Here is a 21287-nt window from a genome sequence, read left to right as displayed (position 1 = left end):
CCATGCTAGCATGGACCTCGTGAACGACCTCATCCTCCGGGCCGCCCGGGGCGAGCCCACCCCGAGGCCCCCCGTGTGGTTCATGCGCCAGGCCGGGCGCTACCAGAAGGCCTACCGGAAGCTCCGCGAGCGCTACACCCTCCCCGAGATCGTGCAAAACCCCGAGGTCTGCGCCGAGGTGACCCTCCTCCCCGTGAAGGCGCTCGGGGTGGACGCGGCCATCCTCTTCGCCGACATCACCACCCCCCTCTACGGCATGGGGGTGGACCTCTCCCTGGTGGAGAACAAGGGGCCGGTGATCCACAACCCCGTCCGGGACGAAAAGGGCGTGGAGGCCTTGAGGCCCCTCGTGCCCGAGGAGGCCGTCCCCTTCGTCCTGGAGACGATCCGGATCCTCAAGCGGGAGCTTCCCGTCCCCCTCATCGGCTTCGCCGGGGCCCCCTTCACCCTGGCGAGCTACCTGGTGGAGGGGGGGCCGAGCCGCCGCTTCCTCCGGGTCAAGGCCCTGATGTACGGGGAGGAGGCCCTATGGCACCGCCTCATGGAGAAGCTCACCGAGGCCATGGCCCGCTACCTCCGGGCCCAGGCCGAGGCGGGGGCCGATCTCCTCCAGGTCTTTGACTCCTGGGTGGGAGCGCTCTCCCCCGCGGACTACCGCCGCTACGTCAAGCCCCACATGGAAAGGCTCTTCCAAAGCCTCAGGCCCGTGGGGGTCCCCGTGATCCACTTCGGCGTGGGCACCATGGGGCTCCTCGAGGACATGAAGGAGGCGGGCGGGGACGTCCTGGGCCTGGACCACCACACCCCCCTCCCCTGGGCCCGCGCCCTCCTCGGGGCCACCCCCGTCCAGGGGAACCTGGACCCCGCCGTCCTCCTCGCCCCCAAAGGGGTCATCCGCCGCGAGGTGCAGAGGATCCTGAAGGAGAACGGGGGTAAAAGCGGGCACATCTTCAACCTGGGGCACGGGATCGTGCCCGAGACCCCCGAGGAGAACGTGCGCTACGTGGTAGAACTCATCCAGGAGGTAGCGGCATGAACGTCCTGCTCATGGCCTACGGCACCCCTTACGCCCCCGAGGAGGTGGAGCCTTACTACACGGACATCCGCCGGGGGCGCCGCCCCTCGGAGGAGCTCCTCAAGGAGCTCGCCGAGCGGTACGAGGCCATCGGCAAAAGCCCCCTGAACGAGATCACCCTGGCCCAGGCGGTCCGCCTCCAGGCCCTCCTCAACCTGGAGGCCCCCCCCTACCCCAAGCGCCTCCTGAGCCCCTTCCCTCCCCGCGCCCCCCACGGCCCCGCCCGGGTCTACGTGGGGACGAAGCACTGGCACCCCTCCATCGGGGAGGCGGTGGCCGCCATGCACGAGGACGGGGTGCGGCGGGCCGTGGCCATCGTGGCCGCCCCCCACTACTCCCTGAGGAGCGTGGCCGAGTACCGGGAGAAGGTGGACTCGGCCCTAAAAGCCCTCCCCGAGCCCATAGACTTCGTATGGGTGGAAAGCTACGAGGCCCACCCCGGCCTCATCGCCGCCTACGCCCGGAGGCTTGAGGAGGTGATCTGGCGCCTGAAGAACCCGGGGAAGGCGGCCTACGTCTTCACCGCCCACTCCATCCCCCTCTCCGCCGTGGAGAAGGGGGACCCCTACCCCAGGCAGGTGGAGAAGACGGCGGAACTCATCGCCAAAAAGCTCGCCCTCCCCCGCTTCCACGTGGCCTACCAGTCGGCAGGGCGCACCCCGGAGCCCTGGCTCGGCCCCGACATCAACGAGCTTCTGCGCACGCTGAAGGAGGAGGGGTACGAGGAAGTGGCCGTCCAGGCGGTGGGCTTCCCCGCCGACCACCTGGAGGTCTTCTACGACCTGGACCTCGAGGCCCAGGCCACGGCGAGGGAGCTCGGCCTGAGGCTCCTCAGGGCCCGGAGCCTGAACGCGGACCTGGACTACATCCAAGTCCTCAAGGACCTGGTGGAGGCGGCGTGGCCGAGATAGGGGTGGCCGTGGTGGGCGGGGGGTGGGCGGGGCTGGCCGCCGCCCTGGCCCTCAAGGAGGCGGGGGCGGACTTCCTCCTCCTGGAGGCCAGCCTCCGCCTCGGGGGGAAGGTGCGCACCGCCCGGCAGGAGGGCTTCCTGGTGGAGGGGGGGCCTGACGCCAGCGTCCGCTACAAGAAGGAGGTGCTGGAGCTCGCCCAGGCCTTCGGCCTCGAGCCCATCGGCACCCTTCCGGAAAAGCCCGCGGCCTACATCCTCTACCGGGGGAAGCGCCACCCCCTGCCCGAAGGCCTCCTCCAGGTGGTGCCCGGGGACCTCAAGGCCCTGGCCCGCACCCCCCTCCTCTCCCTCCCGGGGAAGCTCCGGGCCCTCTACGACCTCTTCCTCCCCCGGGGGGCGAAGGAGGACGAGACCCTGAGGGAGTTCGTGGAGAGGCGCCTGGGGCCCGAGGTCTACCGGGCCCTGGTGGCCCCCCTGGCCGGGGGGGTGTACGGGGGGGAGCCCGACGACCTCTCCATGCGGGCCGCCTTTCCCCAGCTCTGGGAGCTGGAGGGAAGGCACCGGAGCCTCCTCCTTGGGGCCATGCGGGTCCGGAAGGGGCGGGGAAGCCGGGAGGGGGGCAGCCTCTTCTTCTCCTTCGCCGAGGGCCTCCAGGCCCTCACCCGGCGGATGGCCGAGGCCCTGGGGGAGCGGGTCCTGCGGGGCACCCCTGTCCTCGGCCTGGAGCCAGCCCGCGGAAGGTGGCGCCTCCACACCCCTAAAGGGGCCCTCCTCGCCGAGGCCGTGGTCCTCGCCATCCCCGCCCCCCAGGCGGCGGGCCTCCTCAGGCCCTTCCTCCCGGAGGCCACCGCTTTGCTCAAGGGGATCCCCCACACCCCGGCGGCCACGGTGAGCCTGGCCTTCCCCGGGGCGCTCCCCGTGGAGGGGCACGGGCTGCTTGTGGCCAAGGGGGAGGGGCTTCGGGCCCGGGGGTTCACCTGGACGCACCGGAAGTGGCCGGGGCGGGTCCCGGAGGGGTTCAGCCTGGTGCGGGCCTACTTCTCGGGGGAGGCCGCCCGGCTTTCCGAGGAGGCCCTCATCCGGCTTGCCCTGGAGGACCTAGCCCGCCTCCTCCCGGGCCTTCCCCGGGTCCACCGGGCCTGGGCCTTCCGCTTCCCCGAGGGGATGCCCGCCTACCGGGTGGGCCACCTGGACCGGGTGGAGCGGCTGGAGATGGCCCTGGTCAAGGCGCCCGGCCTCTTCCTCGCGGGGAACTACCTCCAGGGGGTGGGCCTGCCCGAGGTGGTGCGCTCGGGGAGGCGGGCGGCGCAAAGGGCCCTGGCCCACCTCTCCCTAGGCGAGGCCCATGGAGCTTCTCGGTGAGGAGGGAAGAAGGCTTCTTCGGCTCGGCCTCCTTCCCGGCCTCCTAGGCGGGGGGCTCGCGGTGGCCTTCCGCCTCCTCCTGGACCTCCTCCTCCTGGTCCCTCCCCTCGCCCTGCCCCTCGCGGGCGGGGCGGTGGGGCTTTTCAGCGCCTGGCTTTACCGCAGGCTCCCCGACCTCCGCGGGGGCGGGGCGGACCGGGTCCTCCTCGCCTACCACCTGGGCCAAGGCCGCCTCCCTCCCCGCCTCGGTCCCCTGAAGGCCCTCCTCACCGCCCTCACCCTGGGCCTCGGGGGAAGCGGGGGGCAGGAAGGGCCCCTCCTCTACGCCGGGGGCGCCCTGGCCCAGGCCCTCCGCCCCCGCAACCCCGCCGAGGCCCGGGCCGTCCTCCTCGCCGGGGGGGCGGCGGCCATCGCCGCCCTCTTCCACACCCCCTTGGGGGCGGCCTTCTTCGCCGCAGAGGTCCTCTACCGGGGCTCGGCCCTGGAGGGGCGCCTCCTCGGCTACCTGGCGGTGGCGGCCATCTCCGGCTACGGCCTGCAGAGCCTCCTCTTCGGCACCCACCCCCTCCTTCCCGTGCAGGGCCTCGAGGCCCCGCCCCTCTGGTTCGCCCTGGCCCTCGCCCCCCTGGCCGCCCTCGGGGCCTTCGCCCTGGCCCGCGGGCTCGCCTGGAGCCGGGCCCGGCTCCAGGGCCCGGCCGCCCTCCCCCTCGCCTTGGCCGCCTCGGGGACCCTCGCCCTCCTCTTCCCTCCCGCGCGGGGGACGAGCTACGAGGGCCTCGCCGCCCTCCTCCAAGGGGAGGGCCCCAACCCCTTCCTCTTCCTCTTGGCCAAGGCCCTCGCCGTCCTCCTCTCGGCGGGAAGCGGGGCCAGCGTGGGCCTCTTCGGGCCCAGCGTGGTCCTCGGAGGGGCCTTGGGGGCGGCCTTAGGGGCCCTCTTTGGGATCGGGGGGCCGGGGCCCATCCTCCTCGGCCTCGTGGCCCTGGTGAGCGCCGCGGCCCGCACCCCCTTCGCCGCCGTGGTGCAGATGGTGGAGATCACGGGCTCCTACGCCCTCCTGGTCCCGGGCCTCCTCGTGGCCTTCGGAGCCTTCGCCCTCAACCGGGAGACCCTCTTCCCCCTCCAGCCTCCGGGCCCCGAGGCGAGCCCCGCCCACGCCGAGGACCTCCTCCGGGGCCTGGCCCAGCTCCCCCCGGGCCGGCCCCTCCTCCTCGGGGACCTGGGGGCGGTCCTCCTCGAGGTGCGGGAAGGGCATCCCTGGGCGGGGAAGCCCCTCAAGGACACCGCCCTGCCCCCCGGGGTCCTGGTGGGCCTCGTCTTCCGCCAAGCCCACCTCCTCGCCCCCCGGGGGCAGGACCGGCTGGAGCCCGGGGACCGGGTCCTCCTCCTCGGGCCTAAGGAGGAGGTGGCCCGCTTCGCCGCCCGGTCCTAATCCGCGCGGGGGCTTCGCCGCACGGGGCGGCCTCAGACCTGGACCACCTCGAGGCCCCGGAGCCGGTTGGCGGCGGCGGCGAGCTCCAAGGGGCGTACCCAGGCGAGCTCGGGGGCCTCCTCCAGGGCGAAGAGGTCCTCCACCCCGAGGAGGGCCCGCTCCACCAGGGCCTTAAGCGGCGTCCGCCCGTCGGCAAGCCGCCCCAGGCGCTTGAACAGGGCCCCGAGGGCCCGAACCTGGGCGTTCTCAAAGAGGTCCAAGGCGGAGAGGTCCACCGTCTCCTCCCCGTAGACGAGCTCCCGCAAGCCCCGGCCCTTCACCTTCTCCTTCCGCCCCCGCCTGGGGTCAAAGCTCGCCGGCAAGGGAGCCCGGGGCACGGCCCGCAAGGGGTAGCGGGGCTCGCCGAAGGCCCGGCCCGTGGGGTGGGCCCGGGCGATGGCCCTGGCCTCGGCCGTCACCTCCTGGGGGCGGTACGCCTCCATGAGGACCACGGTGTCCGCCAGGTCCAGGTAGTCCCCCACGCCCCCCACCACCAGGACGAGGCTCACGCCCAAGGCCTTGAAGTCCTGAACCCGGTCCAGGATGGGCGTCAGGGTCTCCCGCCGCACCAGGGCCTGCATCCGGGCGTCCCGCACCAGGAGGTTCGTGGCCGAGGTGTCCTCGTCCAGAAGGAGCACCCTCGCCCCCATCTCCAGGGCCTCGAGGATGGCCGCGGCCAGGCTCGTGGAGCCCGAGGCGTCCTCCGTGGAGAAGAAGGCGGTGTCCTGGCCCAGGGGAAGGTCGTGGACGAAGGGCCTGAGGTCCACGCCCTTCATGCTTCGCCCGTCCTCGGACTGGACCCTCTGGGCGAGGGGGTCCGTCACCACCCACTCCCGCCCGTCCCCGGGGACGTGGGGGAAGACCCCGTGGACCAGGGCCTCCAGGAGGGTGGTCTTGCCGTGGAACCCGCCCCCGGTGATCAGGGTGAGGCCCTGGGGAAGCCCCATCCCCCACACCTCCCCGGCGTGGGGGGTGCGGAAGGCCACCTTGAGGGAAGGGGGGCTCTGGAAGGGCACCGCCCCCTTCAGGGGCCTCTGGCTCACCCCGCTTTCCCGGGGAAGGAGGCTCCCCTCCCCCACGAAGGCCACCAGGCCCCGCTCGGCGAGGCGCTCCTGGATGAAGGCGAAGTCCTCCGCCTGGCGGACGTGGCGGAGGAGGGCCTCCCGGTCCAGCTCCTGGAGGAAGGCCTCCAGGTGGCGGGAGAGGGCCTGGAAGAGCCGCCTGGCCTCCCGCCCGAGGATGCGCCTTCCCTGGGCGGGAAGGCCCACCCGGAAGCGGAGGGAAAGCGCCTTTTTCCCGAGGTGCGCCCCGGCCCGGCGCAGGACCTTGGGGCTTTCCACCTCCACCCGCACGGCCCCCGAGTGGCCGGAGCCCGCAAGGCGGGGCAGGTCCCGTAGCCGCGCTTTGAGGGCCCGGAGGAGGAAGTCCTCCACCGCCACCCGCCCCTCCTCCCGGGTGTAGACCCGGAGGGCCTCCAAGGCCTCGCCCGGGTAGATCGCCTCCAGGACGCTCGGGGTGGCGAAGGGGTCCCCCTGCACGTAGACGAAGCGGAGGGCGAAGCCCTTTCCCCGCCAGACCCCCTTCAGGTCCTTGTAGAAGGGGTAGGGCTTGCCTTCCAGGGCCTCGAGGCGGTCCAAAAGGTCCTCCAGCCGCATCGCCCCCCCAGGCTACGGGGAAGGCCCCGGGGGGCGCAACCGCGGGGGGTTGACAAAGCGAGTTTGATAATCCAATATCACTTTTGCCATGCGCGCCCTAGCCCTCCTTCCCTGGCTCCTCGCCGCCGCCTTGGCCCAGGTCCAGGTGGCGGCCACCACCCCCATCCTCGCCGACCTCGTCCGGCAGGTGGGGGGAAATCGGGTGGCGGCGGTGGCGGTCGTCCCCCCGGGGGCCGACCCCCACACCTTTGAGCCCACCCCCTCCGTGGCCCAGGCCTTAAGCCAGACCCGCCTCCTCTTCGCCAACGGGCTCGGCCTCGAGCCCTACCTGCCCAAGCTCCAGGCCCTCCTCCCCCAAAACGCCCGGGTGGTCCTCCTCGGGGAGGGGCAGCCGGACCTGATCTGCGGGGAGGACCATGCGGAGGAGGACCACGGCCACGGCCCCTGCGACCCCCACCTCTGGCTGGACCCCGCCTACGCCGTCCGCTACGCCGAGCGGATCCTCGAGGCCCTCGCCGCCTTGGACCCCGGGGGCCGGGACCTCTACCGGGCCAACCTGGAGCGCTTCAAAAAGGAGGTGGAGGCCCTGGACCGGGCCTATAGGGCCTGCGGGCTTAAGGGAACGAAGGTGGTGGTCCAGCACGACGCCTTCCGCTACTTCGCCAGGCGGTACGGCCTGGAGGTGGTGGGGGTCTTGAGCCAGGGCGGGGCCCAGGAGGTGGGGAGCCGGAGCTTCCTCGCCCTCCTGGAGAAGGCCAAGAGGGAGGGGGTCAGGCTCGTCCTCGCCGAGCCCCAGTTCCAGGGCAAGGCCCTGAAGACCCTGGCCGAGGCCATAGGAGCCCGGGTGGCGGTCCTCTACACCGACACCCTGGACGCCCGGGTGAGGACCTACCTGGACCTCCTGCGCCACAACCTGCGGGCCCTCTGCCCATAATGGAGGCATGGGCTTCCAAGAGGTTTACGGCGTCCTGCCCCAGGCCAGCGCCCAGGCCCCCGGCCGGGTGAACCTCCTGGGGGAGCACACGGACTACCAGGAAGGCTACGTCCTCCCCACCCCGATCCCCTACTTCACCCAGGTGGAGGCCGCCCCCCTCGAGGGGGCGGTGGAGGCCTTCAGCGAGAACCTGGGGGAGCTCCGGGCCCGCCCCCTCTCCTCCCCGCCCCAAGGGGACTTCCTGGACTACCTCCTCGGGGTGGTCCGGGCCCTCCGGGAGGCCGGGCACGAGGTGGCGGGGGCCAGGTTCTACGTTCGCAGCGACCTCCCCATGGGGGCGGGCCTCTCCAGCTCCGCCGCCCTCGAGGTGGCGGCCCTCAGGGCCCTCCGCACCCTCTACCGCCTCCCCTTGAGCGACCTGGAGGTGGCCCGCCTCGCCCAGAAGGCGGAGGTGGAGTACGTGGGGGTCCGGTGCGGGATCATGGACCAGATGGCGGCAAGCCTGGGCCAGCCGGGGCAGGCCCTCTTCCTGGACACCCGGACCCTGGCCTACGAGAACCTTCCCCTTCCCCCGGGGGTGCGGGTGGCTGTCCTGGACCTCGGGCTTGGGCGCAGGCTGGCGGAGGCCGGGTACAACCGGCGCCGCCAGGAGGCGGAGGAGGCGGCCAAGAGGCTCGGGGTGCGGTCCCTTAGGGACGTGGCCGACCTCTGCCTGGTGGAAAGCCTCCCTTCGCCCCTGGACCGGCGGGCCCGGCACGTGGTGAGCGAGAACCTCAGGGTCCTCCGGGGGGTGGAGGCCCTAAGGCGGCAAGACGCCCGGGCCTTCGGGGAGCTTATGACGCAAAGCCACCGCTCCCTCGCCCAAGACTACGAGGTGAGCCTGCCCGAGCTGGACGCCCTGGTGGAGGAGGCCCTGCGGGCCGGGGCCTACGGGGCCAAGCTCACGGGGGCGGGCTTCGGCGGGGCCGTGGTGGCCCTGGTGGCCGAAAGCCGCTTCCCCGCCTTCAGGGAGGCCCTGGCCCGGCGCTTCCCCGACCTCAAGGTCCTCTAAACCGAGGGGAAGGCGAAGGCCTGGTAGCCCAGCTCGGCCACGGCGAACCAGCGGAAGACCTCCTCCCGGAAGGCCCAGTAGGCGGTGTAGACCCGGCGGTACCCCGGGTCCTTGGCCGCCTGCTCCTCGTAGAGGGCTCGGGCCTCCTCCTCCGCCTTGCGCATGATCTCCGCGGGCCACTTCCTTAGGCGCACCCCGGCCGCGAGGAGGCGCTTCAGGGCGGGCGGGTTCAGGGCGTCGTACTTGGCCATCATGGTGAGGTTCACCTCGCTCGCCGCCGCCTGGAAGGCCTCCTGGAACTCCTTGGGAAGCCTCGCCCACTCCCTTTGGGCCACGAGGAAGGAGAGCTGGGCGCTGGGCTCCCAGAAGGAGGGGTAGTAGTAGTAGCGGGCCACCTTGTAAAAGCCCAGCTTCTCGTCGTCGTAGGGCCCGGCGAACTCGGTGGCGTCTATGGCCCCCCGCTCCAAGGCGGGGTAGATGTCCCCGGCCGCCAGCGTCTGGGGCACCACCCCGAGCCGCCCCATCACGAGGCCGCCGAGGCCCGGGATGCGCATCCTGAGGCCCTTGAGGTCCTCCAGGGTGCGGACCTCCCGGCGGAACCAGCCCCCCATCTGGGTCCCGGTGTTCCCCCCGGGGAACTGGAGGACGCCGAAGTCGGCGTAGACCCGGCGGAGGAGCTCAAGCCCCCCGCCCATGAGCATCCAGGCGTTGTGCTGCCGGTAGGTCAGGCCGAAGGGGACGCCTCCGTCAAAGGCCAAAGCCGGGTTCTTGCCCACGTAGAAGGGACCGTAGGTGTGGCCGGCCTCCACCGTGCCCTGCTGCACCGCGTCCAGCACCTGCCCCCCAGGGACGAGCTCCCCGGCCTGGTAGACCCGGATCTGGAACCGCCCCCCGGTGAGCTCCGCCACCCGCTTCGCCAGCTCCTCCGCCCCGCCGTAGAGGGTGTCCAGGCTCCTCGGGTAGCTGGAGACAAGCCGCCAGCGCACCGTGGGGCTCCCCTGGGCGAAGGCGCGGTAGAAGAGGCTCGCCCCAAGGCCCACGCCCACCTTCCTGAGAAAGCTCCGCCTTTTCATCGTGGCCTCCGGCGTTGCCCAGTCTACCACCTCGCGGGTAGCATAAAGCCATGCTCCAGTACCCCGAGCTTCCCCTGGAAAGCCCCCTGATTGACGCCGAGCTTCCTGACCCAAGGGGCGGACGCTACCGGCTTTCCCAGTTCCATGAGCCTTTGCTCGCCGTGGTCTTCATGTGCAACCACTGCCCCTACGTCAAGGGCTCCATCGGCGAGCTCGTGGCCCTGGCGGAAAGGTACCGGGGCAAGGTGGCCTTCGTGGGCATCAACGCCAACGACTACGAGAAGTACCCCGAGGACGCCCCGGAGAAGATGGCGGCCTTCGCCGAGGAGCACGGAATCTTCTTCCCCTACCTCCTGGACGAGACCCAGGAGGTGGCCAAGGCCTACCGCGCCCTGCGCACCCCGGAGGTCTTCCTCTTTGACGAAAGGCGCCTCCTCCGCTACCACGGCCGGGTGAACGACAACCCCAAGGACCCCAGCAAGGTGCAAAGCCACGACCTCGAGGCGGCCATAGAGGCCCTCCTCCGGGGCGAGGAGCCCCCCCTCAAGGAGGCCCCCGCCATCGGCTGCACCATCAAGTGGAGGCCAGGGAACGAGCCGGAGGTTAGGATCGGCTGATCACCGCCGCTGGCGCCAAAGGCCCCGCCTCGGGTCGTAGGGGCAGGCCCGGAAGGCCACCCGGGGGCAGTGCCGCCGGTAGGCCCTGACCTCCCGGGCCAGGTCCTCGGGCAGGCCGCAGACGGGACACCCCCTCCTCTGGGAGAAGACCCGGGCGAAAAGGGCCGCCAGGCGGGAAACAAACCTCACGCCCCCCATCCTAACCCAGGTGGTAGACTGCCTCCGGGCTTCGGCCCGGGAGGTTTTATGCGCGTGCTGGTGACGGGCGGCGCCGGTTTCATCGGAAGCCACATCGTGGAGGACCTCCTCGCCAGGGGCCTGGAGGTGGCGGTCCTGGACAACCTGGCCACGGGCAAGCGGGAAAACGTGCCCAAAGGCGTCCCCTTCTTCCGGGTGGACCTAAGGGACAAGGAGGGGGTGGAAAGGGCCTTCCGGGAGTTCCGCCCCACCCACGTCTCCCACCAGGCGGCCCAAGCCTCGGTGAAGGTGAGCGTGGAGGACCCGGTCCTGGACTTTGAGGTGAACCTCCTGGGGGGGCTTAACCTCCTCGAGGCCTGCCGCCAGTACGGCGTGGAGAAGCTCGTCTTCGCCTCCACGGGCGGGGCCATCTACGGGGAGGTGCCCGAGGGGGAAAGGGCCGAGGAGACCTGGCCCCCCCGCCCAAAAAGCCCCTACGCCGCGAGCAAGGCGGCCTTTGAGCACTACCTCTCCGTCTACGGGCAAAGCTACGGGCTCAAGTGGGTCTCCCTGCGCTACGGCAACGTGTACGGCCCCAGGCAGGACCCCCACGGGGAGGCAGGGGTGGTGGCCATCTTCGCCGAGCGGGTCCTCAAGGGCCTGCCCGTGACCCTCTACGCCCGGAAGACCCCCGGGGACGAGGGGTGCGTGCGGGACTACGTTTACGTGGGGGACGTGGCCGAGGCCCACGCCCTCGCCCTCTTCTCCTTGGAAGGGATCTACAACGTGGGGACCGGGGAGGGGCACACCACGAGGGAGGTCCTCATGGCGGTGGCCGAGGCCGCGGGGAAGGCCCCCGAGGTCCAGCCCGCCCCCCCGCGCCCCGGGGACCTGGAACGGAGCGTCCTCTCCCCCCTCAAGCTCATGGCCCACGGCTGGCGGCCCAAGGTGGGGTTCCAGGAGGGCATCCGCCTCACCGTGGACCACTTCCGGGGCGCCGTATAGGGCTACCCCCGGCCTCGCCGGCCTCCTTCTCCCTGGGCAAGCCCCCGCATCACCGTCCGGGAGGGCCACCATCGGACCTGAAGCGCCGACCAAGGCACGGCCGCAGCAGCCCCAGGCCGGCTAAATCCCCCCTGGTCTTGCCAAAAGGAGGGGGGCATGCTATCTTTGCCCCAAGCACAACCGGAAAGGAGGCGTGCATGAAGCGCAGGGAGTTTCTGAGGAGGCTTGGCGTGGGTTCGCTGGCGGCCATGGGCTTCTCCCGCTTCGCCTTGGCCCAGGCGAGGCCCGTGAAGCTCGCCGCCCTCCTTCCCCTCACCGGGCCCTTCGCCTTCGCCGGCAACGCCGGCCGGGAAGGGTTCGTGGACGGGGTGGACTACGTGAACGAGGTCCTGGGGGGGATCGCCGGGCGGAAGCTTGAGCTCATCGTGGAGGACACGGGCTACGACGTGGCCAAGGGGACGGCCGCCTTCAACCGGGTCCTCTCCAGGGAGCGGCCCGACGAGCTCCTCTTCGTCTACGGGGACTCCACGGGGCTTTCCAAGGCCCTGGCCCCGGAGATCGCCAGGATCGGCCTCCCCTACTCCGCCACCAGCTTCGCCAACGAGCTTGCCGACCCCGAGAAGTACCCCACCATCTTCGTCTTCGGCCCCACCTACAACGACATGATGGAGGCCCTCCTGCGCCAGATCCGCCTGCAAAAGGGCAAGGCCCGGATCGCCCTCGTCTACTCCAACACGGAGTTCGGCCGCGACCCCATCCCCTACGTCAAGGAGCGGGCCAAGGCTTTGGGGATGGAGGTGGTCCACGAGGAGGTGACGCCCCCCGCCTTCACCGACGCCACCCCCGTGGTCCTGAACCTGCGCCGGGCCAACCCCGACTTCGTCCTCCTCCAGGGCTACGCCCTCTCCGCGGAGCCCCTGATCCTAAGGGCCGCGCGGGAGCAGGGCCTAAGGGCCCAGTTCATGGGCACCTACTACTCGGCGGAGCTCGTCCTCATCCAGCGGGCGGGGCCCGCCGCCGAGGGCTTCACCGTGACCTACCACAACCCCTACTGGTACGACACCCTGGTGCCCGCCGTGGACGAGATGCGCAAGTTCCGCCAGAGGAAGGGCCGGGACTCCTCCTACCGCCCCACCTACTACATGGGGAGCCTGGCCGTGGCCCTGGGGGTGGCCGAGGCCATGCGCCGGGCGGCCCAGGCGGGGAAGCTCACCCGGGCCGGGGTGGTGGAGTACCTGGAGAAGATCGGGGACTACAACGCCATGGGCCTGGTGCGGGGCTACCAGTTCGTGAACCACCGCATCCCCTACACCAAGCTCTACCGGGCGAGCGTCAAGGACGGGCGCTTCAACGCCATCACCGACTGGCTGAAGCTGGCCTAGGGCCAGGCCCCTTCCCTCGGGAGGAAGCGTGGCGGACCTCCTTCCCTACCTCATCGGCGGCTTGGCCAACGGGGCCCTCTACAGCCTCCTCGCCTTGGGCTTCGTCCTCGTCTACCGGGCGACCAGCGTGGTGAACTTCGCCATCGGGGAGTTCCTCCTCGTGGGGGCCTACCTCACCTACACCTTCGCCCTCCTCCTTCCCCTCCCCTTGGCCCTCCTCGCCGCCCTGCCCCTCGCCTTCCTCTTCGGGGTCCTGGTGGAACGGGGCTTCGTGCGGCCCCTTCTCGGCCGGAACGTGGTGGCGGTGATCATGGCGACCATCGGCCTCGCCGCCGCCCTGGATGGGGGGGTGCAGCTCCTCTGGGGCCCGGACCTCAAGTACCTGCCGGGAAGCCTCCCCGACCTCGGCTTTGAAGCGGGAGGGGTCTACGTCTCCTCCCGGGCGGTCTGGAACCTCCTCCTGGCCCTGCCCTTGGGGCTCGGCCTCCTCTGGCTCCTCCGGAAAAGCCGCTACGGCGTCCTGGTCCGGGCCATCTCCGAGCGGGAGGTGGCCGCCTTGGCCCTGGGCATCCCCACGGCCCGGATCCTGGCCGGGGTCTGGGGGGTCTCCGCCCTCCTCGCCACCTTGGCGGGGGCCCTCCTCGCCGCGGCGAGCGGGGTGGGGCACAACCTCGTCTTCTTCGGGCTCAAGGTCTTCCCCGTGGCCATCCTGGGGGGGCTTGACGCCGTGGGCGGGGCTCTGGCGGCGGGGTTTTTGCTCGGGGTCCTCGAGGCCCTCTCCCAGCGCTACCTGGAGGCCTACCTCCCCGGCTTCACCGAGGCCCTGCCCTTCGTGGTGGTCCTCCTCGTCCTCCTCGTGAGGCCCTACGGCCTCTTCGGGGAGCGGCAGATTGAGAGGGTGTGATGCTTTCCGTGGAGAACCTCAAGGTGGTCTACCGGGGGGTCATCCTGGCCCTGGACGGGGTCTCCCTGGAGGTGGGGGAGGGGGAGGCCGTGGCCCTCCTGGGCCCGAACGGAGCCGGGAAAAGCTCCTTGGTGCGGACCATCGCCGGCCTCCTCCCCAAGTTTGAGGGGCGGGTTCTGGACGGGAAGGTGCGCCTCTTCGGCCGGGAGGCCACCCACCTGGACCCGGTGGGGATCTCCCGGCTAGGCCTCACCGCCATCCTGGAGGGCCGCCCCCTCTTCCGCTACCTGACCCCGGTGGAGAACCTCATGGCCGCAGGCCACCGCCTCCCCCCAAAGGCGCTCAAGGAAGGGATGGAGGAGGTCTTCGCCCGCTTTCCCCGCCTCTACGAGCGCCGCCACGAGCAGGCGGGCTACCTCTCGGGGGGGGAGCAGCAGATGCTCCTTTTGGGCATGGCCCTCCTCACGAGGCCGAGGCTTCTCGTGGTGGACGAGCCCTCCTTGGGCCTCGCCCCCAAGCTGGTGGGAGAGGTGATGCAGACCCTGGACGCCCTAAGGCGGGAAAAGGGGCTCTCCCTCCTCCTCGTGGAGCAAAACGCCCGGGCCGCCCTCGGCGTCGTGGACCGGGTGTACGTCCTGGAAAGGGGCCGCGTGGTCTTTGAGGGGAGCGCCAAGGAGGCCATGGAGGACCAGGACGTGATGGAGTTCTACCTGGGCAAGGAGGAGGTGGGCTTCCGCCAGGCGAGGCGGTACCGGAGGAGGAAGCGGTGGGTGTGATCCTAAAGGTGCAGGACCTCCACCTCTCCTTCAAGGGGGTAAAGGCCCTCTCGGGGGTGGCGTTCTCCGTGGCGGAGGGGGAGTTCTTCGCCGTCATCGGCCCGAACGGCGCCGGGAAGACCACCCTCTTAAACGTCCTTTCCGGGGTGTACGACCCCGACCGAGGAGAGGTGGTCTTCCTGGGCCAAAGCCTAAAGGGGAAAAGCCCCCAAGAAAGGGCCCGCATGGGCCTCGGGCGCACCTTCCAGGGCCTGGAGATCTTCCGGGGGATGAGCGTCCTGGAAAACGTCAAGCTGGGGGCGGAGCTCGCCCTCTCCACCTACCCCATGGCCCTCCCCCGGGCGGAAAGGGAGTGGCGCCTCAGGGCCTGGGCGGAGGAGGTCCTGGACTACCTCCACCTCTCCCCCTTCCGCCACGCCCCGGCGGGGATGCTCCCTTACGGCCTCCAGAAGCGGGTGGAGGTGGCGAGGGCCCTCGCGGGCCGGCCCAAGCTCCTCCTCCTGGACGAGCCCATGGCGGGGCTTGCCCTGGAGGAGAAGCAGGACCTGGCCCGCTTCCTCCTGGACGCCCGGGAGGAGTGGGGGGTGACCCTCCTTTGGGTGGAGCACGACCTTAGGGCCGTCCTGGAGCTTTCCGACCGGGTCCTGGTCCTCTCCTACGGGGAGGTCCTCTACCACGGCCCCCCCGAAGGGGTGAAGAAGGACCCCAAGGTGGTGGAGGCCTACCTGGGCCAGGGGTGAGGGCGTATGCGGGGAACCCTTTTAGAACACCTCGTGAGGCACGCCAAGGAGCGCCCCGAAGCCCCGGCCCTACGGGTGAAGCGGCTCGGCGTCTGGCAGAAGACCTCCTGGCGGGGGCTTCTGGACCGGGTCCTAAGCCTCGCCGGGGGGCTTTCCGCCCTGGGCCTTAAGGAGGGCGAGGTCCTCGCCATCCTGGGCCACAACGCCCCCGAGTGGGTGGAGGCGGAGCTCGCCGCCCAGGTCCTGGGGGCCCTCCCCATGGGCATCTACGCCGACGCCATGCCCGAGGAGGTGGGCTACTTCCTGGAGTTCACCGGGGCGAGGGGCATCGTGGTCTCCGACGAGGAGCAGCTGGACAAGGTCTACCCCCACCTCCACCTCGTGGACTTCGTCCTCGTGTGGGAGGAGGCGGGGATGAGCCGGCACTTCCGGGGGAAGGTCAGGCGCTTCAGCCAGGCCTTCGGCGACCCCAAGGTGGGGGAGGAGGCCCTAAGGAGGCGGCGCCCGGAGGAGACCGCCCTCCTCGCCCCCACTTCCGGCACCACGGGGCGGAGCAAGCTCGCCATGCTCTCCCACCAAAACCTCCTCGCCGGGCACGAGGCGGTGGGGAAGGCCCTGGGCTTCCAGAGGGGGGCCTGGGTTTTCAGCTACCTCCCCCTTCCCTGGATCGGGGAGCAGATGCTGACCGTGGTGCAGAGCCTGGTGGAGGGCTCCACCGTCCACTTCCCCGAGGACCCCACCACGCTTAAGGAGGACCTCAAGGAGGTCCAGCCCGACTTCTTCCTGGCCCCGCCCAGGCTTTGGGAGGAGATGGCGAGCTTCATCCAAAGCCGGATGGCGGACGCCGACCCCGTCAAGGCCTTCTTCTACCGGGCCGGGATGGGGGCCCTTCTGGAGGGGGCGAACCGGGAGTTCAGGGGGGAAAGGGTGGGGCTCTGGCTCAACCTCAAGCGGGCCCTCTTCTACCCCCTCATCGCCAGGCCCCTGAGGGCGAGGCTCGGGCTTGCCGCCTGCCGCATCGCCGTCACCGGCGGGGCGCCCCTGGGCCCGGAGGTCTTCACCTTCTTCCGCGCCCTGGGGCTGGACATCCGCCAGGTCTACGGCCAATCCGAGACCGCCGCCGCCACCACCGCCCACGCCACCGGGGACGCCCCCCCGGAGACCGTGGGCCCCCCTCTTCCGGGCACGGAGGTGCGCATCAGCGAGGAAGGGGAGATCCAGGTGCGGGGCCCCCAGGTCTTTCAGGGCTACTTCAAGCAGGAAAAGGCCACCCGGGAGAGCTTCACCGAGGACGGCTTCTTCCGCACGGGGGACGCGGGCTTCTTTGACGAGCGGGGGCACCTGGTGATCCTCGGGCGGGTGAAGGAGGTGGGGGCGTTGGCGGACGGCACCCGCTTCGCCCCCCAGTTCCTGGAAAACCGCCTGAAGTACTCCCCCTACATCCGGGAGGCCGTGGTACTCGGCCACGGCAGGCCCTTTGTCACCGCCCTCGTGGAGCTTGACCCGGAAAACGTCCAGAACTGGGCGAGGAGGCGGGGCCTTCCCTTCACCACCTACCAGTCCCTCACCGAGCGCCTCGAGGTCCAGGCCCTGATCGCCGAGGAGATCCGCATGGTGAACCAGACCCTTCCCGAGAAGCTCAGGATCCGGCGCTTCGCCCTTTTGCCCAAGGAGCTCCACCCCGACGACGAGGAGATCACCCGCACTCGGAAGGTGCGCCGCCAGATCGTGGAGGCCCGCTACGCCCCGGTGATCCAGGCCCTCTACGGCGAGGGCGGCCGCGTGAGCCTCTCCCTGCCCATCCGCTACCTCGAGGGGGAGGGCAGGCTGGAGGCCACCCTCGAGGTCCAGGAGGTCTGAGATGTTCGCCCTCTCCAAGCGCCTCACCGACGCCTTTAGCCTGCGCTTCGCCCGGGCGGTGCGGGAGACCTACCGGGAGGACGAGGCCTACGCCAGCACCCCCCTGGGCCGCCTCGCCCTCTACGCCTTTCTCCTCCTGCTCCTCCTCCTCCCCCTCCTCCTCGGCCCCTACCCCATGTACGTGGCCACCCTGGTGGCCATCGGGGCCCTCTCCGCCCTGGGCCTCCACCTCCTGGTGGGGGGCGCGGGGCAGATCTCCTTAGGCCACGCCGCCTTCATGGGGGTGGGGGCCTACGCGGCAAGCCACCTCACGGGCCCCCTCGCCCCCTTGGGGATCCTCCTCGGGGGCGGGATCGCCGCCCTTTTGGGGCTTCTCCTCGGCCTCCCCTCCCTCAGGATCAAGGGGGTGTACCTGGCCATCGCCACCCTGGCCTTCCAGTTCCTGGCGGACTACGTCTTTAAGACCTGGGAGGCGGTCACGGGGGGGATCCGGGGCCGGACCCTTCCTCCCCCCGAGGTCCTGGGCCTCGTCCTGGACACCCCGGAGAAGCTCTGGTACCTGGTCCTCCTCTTCGCCCTCCCCCTCTTCTTCTACGGCAAGCGCCTCCTCATGACCCGCGCCGGGCGGGCCTTCCGGGCGGTGCGGGACAACGACCTCTCCGCCCGGGTGGCCGGGGTGGACCTCACCCGGACCAAGCTCCTCGCCTTCGCCCTCTCCGCCTTCTACGCCGGGGTGGCGGGGGGGCTTCTCGCCGGGCTCTACAAGGCGGTGACCCCGGAGTACTTTCCCCTCTCCGTGAGCATCCAGTACCTGGCCATGGTCATCGTGGGCGGGGCGGGGACGGTCTTGGGAGCGGTCTTGGGGGCCTTCTTCGTCCTCCTCATCCCCGAGGTGCTCAATAGCTTCGTGGGGGCCCTGGGCCCAGAGTACGCCGCCCAGCTCGCCGCCTGGCGCAACGTGGTCTTCGGGGGCCTCATCCTCCTCTTCCTGGTCCTCGAGCCCCTGGGCCTGGTGGGGCTTTGGGGGCGGGTGCGGGACTACTTCCGCACCTGGCCCCTGCCCTACTAGGGGGCGACCAGGGCCTTGGCGTAGGCCTTTTGGAGGAGCTTGCAGGGCCGCTTCACGTCCGCCAAGGCCGTGTAAATGTCGGAGTTGACGAGGAGCACCGCCTCCACCTGCCTGGGGTAGCGGAGGACGCAGGTGTGCTCCTCCGGACCCGCCAAGGCGTAGAGGTCCCCGGGGTGCCACACCCGGGCCGTGGCCTCGTCCCCGGGGTAGGGCCCCTCCTGCCCCGCCGGGTACCAGCCCCAAAGCCGCAGGAGCATCTCCTCCCGCACCTCCTTGGGGAGGAGGACCTCGGTGTGCAGGGCGTAGGCCAGAAGCTGGGCCAGCTCCAAGGCCGACATGCGGAGCCCCGAATGCCCCCCGCAGGCGTCCGGGGACGGGGCGAAGCTTCGCCCGGGCACCTCCTCGTGGACGAAGTCGTAGGCCAGGGCCTCCCCCCTGGGGCCCGGCGCGCAGTCCACCCAGGAGAGGCCCGCAGGCTCCAGGAGCCACCTGGAGTCGTCCGCCCCCTGCCACTGGGAACAGGCGGCGAGGCCCAAGAAGGGCAGCCACAGGATCTTTTTCACCGTACTCACCCTGCCTTTCGTGCGGCGCGGGAGCGGAAACCCAGAACGGCCTTCCTTGAGTCGGGATGGCTTAAGGGTACCCCCGCCCTGCCCGGGGAAAAGGGGGCCAGGGCACTTTTCCGGCTACCATGGAGGCATGGAGGGCATCCGGCGCGCGGCGCAGCGGGCCGCGGAAGAGTTTCTTCAGGCCTTCCCCATGGCGCCCGGGAGCCTCTTCGTCCTCGGGGGCTCCACCAGCGAGGTCCTGGGGGAGAGGGTGGGGACGAGGCCGAGCCTCGAGGCCGCCCACGCCGTCCTGGAAGGCCTCCTCCCGCCCCTCCTGGAAAGGGGGGTCCACGTGGCCGTCCAGGCCTGCGAGCACCTGAACCGGGCCCTGGTGGTGGAGCGGGAGACCGCCCGGGCCTTTGGCCTGGAGGAGGTCGCCGTCTTCCCCCACCCCAAGGCGGGGGGGGCCTTGGCCACGGCGGCCTTCCTGCGCTTCCGGGACCCGGTGATGGTGGAGTCCCTCAAGGCCCAGGCCCACGGGGGGATGGACATCGGGGGCGTCCTCATCGGCATGCACCTCCGCCCCGTGGCCGTGCCCCTGAGGCTTTCCGTGCGGAAGATCGGCGAGGCGGTGCTCCTCGCCGCCAAGACGAGGCCCAAGCTCGTGGGCGGGGCCCGGGCGGTCTACACGCGGGAGGAGATGCTCAAGAAGCTGGAAGAATTTCTTCCAAAACCTCCCTGAACATGCCGGCCACCCCCAGGGCCTCGTAGCGGTCGTAGGCGCCCATGAGGGAGAGGCGGAAGACCTTGCCCTTCAAGGGCCCCTGCCCCCCGGCGATGACGGCCCCCCTTTGGGCGAAGGCCTCCTTCACCCGGGCGTAGGGCACCCCTTCCGGCAGGTAGAAGGCGGCCACGGCGGGGCTAAACCGCTTGGGGACGGGTCTAAGGCCCCCCTCCTCCCCCACCCCGTAGAGGAGGGCGTTCTGCCAGGCCTTGAGGGCGAGGTGCTCCTCCAGGCGGGGAAGGACCTCCTCGAGGACGGCCGCCACCGCCAACACCAGGTTGATGGCCGGGGTCCAGGCGCTCTCCCCCTCCTTTTGGGCCTTGAGCTCCCGGGCGAGGTCCAGGTAGTAGCCCCTGGGCTTCAGGCGCTCCAGGGCCCTGGGGGAGAGGGCCACGAAGCCGAGGCCCGGGGGGCACATGAGGCCCTTCTGGCTCCCCGAGGCCGCGGCGTCCACGCCCATGGCCTCGAGGGCCACCTCCCCCACCAGGAGGCTCGTCACCATGTCCGCCCCCACGAGGCCCTCGGGGTTCTTCTCCTTGAAGGCCCGGGCCAAGGCGGGAAGGTCGGCGAGGGCCCCGGTGGAGGTCTCCGAGTGGACCAGAAGCAGCCCCGCGTACCCCTCCTTGGCCACGTCCTCGGGGCGGGGGGTGTCCCCGTAGGGGTAGTCCAGGCGCTCCACAACCAGCCCCGCCTCCAAGGCGATCTCGTAGAAGCGCTCGGAGAACTTGCCGTAGACCGGCACCAAGACCCTTTCCCCGGGGGCGAAGAGGTTCTTCACCAAGGCCTCCATGGCCAGGGTGCCGCTTCCCGTAAGGATCAAGACCTCCCCCTCGGTGCGGAAGGCCTCCCTCAAAAGCCCCCTCGCCTTCAGGAAGACCTCCCGGGCGGCCTCGGTGCGGTGGTGGAGCTGGGGCCGGGCCAGGGCCTCCAAGGCCTTGGGGTGCAGGCGCACGGGTCCTGGGGTGAGGAGCCAGTCCATGGGAGAAGTGTAGCGGAAAGGGGACCCGGACGGGGTAGCCTAGGCGTGTGCGCTACGCCCTCCGCTTCCGCCCCCTCGCCGGCGGGGAGTACCTCCTCCCCCTGCCCCAAACCCTCCCGGGGCAGGAGGTGGGGGAGGTCTTCCTCTCCCACAAGCCCCTCGAGGTCTACGAGGCCCAAGGCAACCTCCTCGCCCGCTTCGCCCTGGAGGAAGGCGAGGCCCTGGAGGCCCGCTTCCGCCTCCGCACCGCTCCCTTTCGGGCCAGCCCCCCGTGGGGGCAAACCCTCCTCCGGGAGCCCCCCGAGGCCTGGCCCGGGATCCTGGCCCACCGGGGCCACCGGCCGGGGCCACCGGGTGGAAAAGGCTCTGGGCTTCCTCCTCTCGGGAAAGCCCCATACCTGGTTTCTGGTGGACGGCCTTCCCCTAGACCCCCTCCTCTTCCAGGCCCTAAGGGAAAACCCCGCCCTCCTCCTTCCCCTGGGGGTGGCCCCGGACCCCAGGGGCTACCTGGGCGGGCACGAGGGGAAAAGGCTCCTCCTCCTCAAAACCCCCTGGCCTGGGGAAGAGGACCCCCTATGGGGCGAGCTCAGGCCCCTGGGCCTAGACCCCCTGCCCCCGGCCCGGGCCCTGGCCTTCCTGAGCCTCGGGGCCTCCGCCCTGGGCCTTTCCACCGGGCCCTGGCCCTACCTCCCCTACCTCGCCCTCCTCGCCCTGAGGCAGGGCCCCGCCCTCAAGGACCTCCTACGGCAAAGCCCCCGCCACGCCCTGGAAAGCCTCCTCTTCCACGCCTTCGCCCTCTCCGTGACCACGGAGGTCAGGCCCGAGCTCGGCCTCGCCTACCTGGGCCTCCTCTTCTGGAACCGGACCCGCCCCCCGTGGCGGGAAGGCCCCCACCTCGGGTAAAATGCCGGGGAACCC

General features: G+C 71.1%; 20 protein-coding genes and 2 pseudogenes. 17 read left to right on the top strand and 5 right to left on the bottom strand.

Translation table 11 applies throughout. From position 1 onward, the window contains the following. Positions 1 to 10: 10 nt before the first annotated feature. Genes hemE through TTH_RS03105 form a run of 4 tightly spaced genes read left to right on the top strand, consistent with a single transcriptional unit; the run spans position 11 to position 4776 of the window. A complete protein-coding gene (hemE, locus tag TTH_RS03120; protein WP_011228059.1) occupies positions 11 to 1036 on the top strand; it encodes a uroporphyrinogen decarboxylase in 1026 nt (341 codons plus the stop codon). Beyond that, complete coding sequence (gene hemH, locus TTH_RS03115) at positions 1033 to 1986, top strand: ferrochelatase (RefSeq protein ID WP_011228058.1); 954 nt, start codon at positions 1033 to 1035, stop codon at positions 1984 to 1986. The genes hemE and hemH overlap by 4 nt, the downstream gene beginning before the upstream one ends. Continuing rightward, on the top strand, positions 1974 to 3347 hold the full coding sequence (gene hemG, locus TTH_RS03110) for a protoporphyrinogen oxidase (protein WP_011228057.1): 1374 nt from the start codon (positions 1974 to 1976) through the stop codon (positions 3345 to 3347). Before hemH ends, hemG begins: the two co-directional genes overlap by 13 nt. Next, entirely contained in the window at positions 3331 to 4776 is a 1446-nt protein-coding gene (locus TTH_RS03105; RefSeq protein ID WP_011228056.1) for a chloride channel protein, read from the top strand. Before hemG ends, TTH_RS03105 begins: the two co-directional genes overlap by 17 nt. A 32-nt stretch (positions 4777 to 4808) precedes the next feature. Here the strand turns inward: TTH_RS03105 and TTH_RS03100 are convergent, their stop codons facing one another. Continuing rightward, a complete protein-coding gene (locus tag TTH_RS03100; protein ID WP_011228055.1) occupies positions 4809 to 6470 on the bottom strand; it encodes an ABC-ATPase domain-containing protein in 1662 nt (553 codons plus the stop codon). An 88-nt stretch (positions 6471 to 6558) separates the two neighbouring features. Here TTH_RS03100 and TTH_RS03095 point away from each other — a divergent pair, with 88 nt between their 5' ends. Then, on the top strand, positions 6559 to 7404 hold the full coding sequence (locus TTH_RS03095; RefSeq protein WP_011228054.1) for a metal ABC transporter substrate-binding protein: 846 nt from the start codon (positions 6559 to 6561) through the stop codon (positions 7402 to 7404). A gap of 7 nt (positions 7405 to 7411) precedes the next feature. Beyond that, the gene (gene galK / locus TTH_RS03090; RefSeq protein ID WP_011228053.1) at positions 7412 to 8455 is read left to right on the top strand and encodes a galactokinase; all 1044 of its coding nucleotides are present in this window, start codon (positions 7412 to 7414) and stop codon (positions 8453 to 8455) included. On the opposite strand, the gene TTH_RS03085 is transcribed toward galK, so the two are convergent. Beyond that, positions 8452 to 9528 carry a TRAP transporter substrate-binding protein gene (locus TTH_RS03085; RefSeq protein ID WP_011228052.1) on the bottom strand — a complete coding sequence of 359 codons (1077 nt, stop codon included), beginning with the start codon at positions 9526 to 9528 and terminating at the stop codon, positions 8452 to 8454. The genes galK and TTH_RS03085 overlap by 4 nt on opposite strands. A 50-nt stretch (positions 9529 to 9578) precedes the next feature. On the opposite strand from TTH_RS03085, the gene TTH_RS03080 reads away from it, so the two are divergent. Next, positions 9579 to 10145, top strand: coding sequence for a thioredoxin family protein (locus TTH_RS03080; protein ID WP_011228051.1), 567 nt, complete (start codon positions 9579 to 9581; stop codon positions 10143 to 10145). On the opposite strand, the gene TTH_RS03075 is transcribed toward TTH_RS03080, so the two are convergent. After that, positions 10146 to 10343 carry a hypothetical protein gene (locus tag TTH_RS03075; protein WP_024119582.1) on the bottom strand — a complete coding sequence of 66 codons (198 nt, stop codon included), beginning with the start codon at positions 10341 to 10343 and terminating at the stop codon, positions 10146 to 10148. Between the two features lie 48 nt (positions 10344 to 10391). Between TTH_RS03075 and TTH_RS03070 the strand changes: the two genes are divergently transcribed. From TTH_RS03070 to TTH_RS03040, 8 genes and pseudogenes are all read left to right on the top strand, one after another. Beyond that, positions 10392 to 11327, top strand: a complete 936-nt coding sequence (locus tag TTH_RS03070; protein ID WP_011228049.1) for an NAD-dependent epimerase/dehydratase family protein — start codon at positions 10392 to 10394, stop codon at positions 11325 to 11327. Between the two features lie 197 nt (positions 11328 to 11524). Beyond that, the gene (locus tag TTH_RS03065) at positions 11525 to 12709 is read left to right on the top strand and encodes an ABC transporter substrate-binding protein (protein ID WP_011228048.1); all 1185 of its coding nucleotides are present in this window, start codon (positions 11525 to 11527) and stop codon (positions 12707 to 12709) included. Positions 12710 to 12737: 28 nt separating this feature from the next. Further along, positions 12738 to 13613 carry a branched-chain amino acid ABC transporter permease gene (locus tag TTH_RS03060; protein WP_011172673.1) on the top strand — a complete coding sequence of 292 codons (876 nt, stop codon included), beginning with the start codon at positions 12738 to 12740 and terminating at the stop codon, positions 13611 to 13613. Further along, positions 13613 to 14389 carry an ABC transporter ATP-binding protein gene (locus TTH_RS03055; protein WP_011228047.1) on the top strand — a complete coding sequence of 259 codons (777 nt, stop codon included), beginning with the start codon at positions 13613 to 13615 and terminating at the stop codon, positions 14387 to 14389. Before TTH_RS03060 ends, TTH_RS03055 begins: the two co-directional genes overlap by 1 nt. Next, a pseudogene (locus TTH_RS03050) lies at positions 14380 to 14895 on the top strand (ATP-binding cassette domain-containing protein); the annotation flags it as partial. The gene TTH_RS03055 and the pseudogene TTH_RS03050, both read left to right, overlap by 10 nt. Positions 14896 to 14901: 6 nt before the next feature. Then, a complete protein-coding gene (locus tag TTH_RS11790) occupies positions 14902 to 15129 on the top strand; it encodes an ABC transporter ATP-binding protein C-terminal domain-containing protein (protein ID WP_408033241.1) in 228 nt (75 codons plus the stop codon). Positions 15130 to 15135: 6 nt separating this feature from the next. After that, on the top strand, positions 15136 to 16989 hold the full coding sequence (locus TTH_RS03045; protein ID WP_011228045.1) for a long-chain fatty acid--CoA ligase: 1854 nt from the start codon (positions 15136 to 15138) through the stop codon (positions 16987 to 16989). 1 nt (position 16990) lies between these two features. Further along, positions 16991 to 18058 (top strand): branched-chain amino acid ABC transporter permease, encoded by a 1068-nt coding sequence (locus TTH_RS03040; RefSeq protein WP_011228044.1) that lies wholly within the window; start codon positions 16991 to 16993, stop codon positions 18056 to 18058. On the opposite strand, the gene TTH_RS03035 is transcribed toward TTH_RS03040, so the two are convergent. Next, the gene (locus TTH_RS03035; protein ID WP_224065225.1) at positions 18055 to 18621 is read right to left on the bottom strand and encodes a hypothetical protein; all 567 of its coding nucleotides are present in this window, start codon (positions 18619 to 18621) and stop codon (positions 18055 to 18057) included. The two genes, TTH_RS03040 and TTH_RS03035, sit on opposite strands and share 4 nt — an antisense overlap. A 136-nt stretch (positions 18622 to 18757) precedes the next feature. Here TTH_RS03035 and TTH_RS03030 point away from each other — a divergent pair, with 136 nt between their 5' ends. Further along, entirely contained in the window at positions 18758 to 19348 is a 591-nt protein-coding gene (locus TTH_RS03030) for a TIGR01440 family protein (protein ID WP_011228042.1), read from the top strand. On the opposite strand, the gene TTH_RS03025 is transcribed toward TTH_RS03030, so the two are convergent. Then, positions 19311 to 20369 carry a pyridoxal-phosphate-dependent aminotransferase family protein gene (locus TTH_RS03025; RefSeq protein ID WP_011228041.1) on the bottom strand — a complete coding sequence of 353 codons (1059 nt, stop codon included), beginning with the start codon at positions 20367 to 20369 and terminating at the stop codon, positions 19311 to 19313. The genes TTH_RS03030 and TTH_RS03025 overlap by 38 nt on opposite strands. 47 nt (positions 20370 to 20416) lie before the next feature. On the opposite strand from TTH_RS03025, the pseudogene TTH_RS11765 reads away from it, so the two are divergent. Then, a pseudogene (locus tag TTH_RS11765) lies at positions 20417 to 21272 on the top strand (hypothetical protein). Positions 21273 to 21287 lie beyond the last annotated feature (15 nt).

The sequence above is a fragment of the Thermus thermophilus HB8 genome (assembly GCF_000091545.1).
Taxonomy (GTDB): Bacteria; Deinococcota; Deinococci; order Deinococcales; family Thermaceae; genus Thermus; species Thermus thermophilus.
Note: the sequence above shows the minus strand (reverse complement) of the source record. Positions and strands in the feature narration are given on the sequence as shown.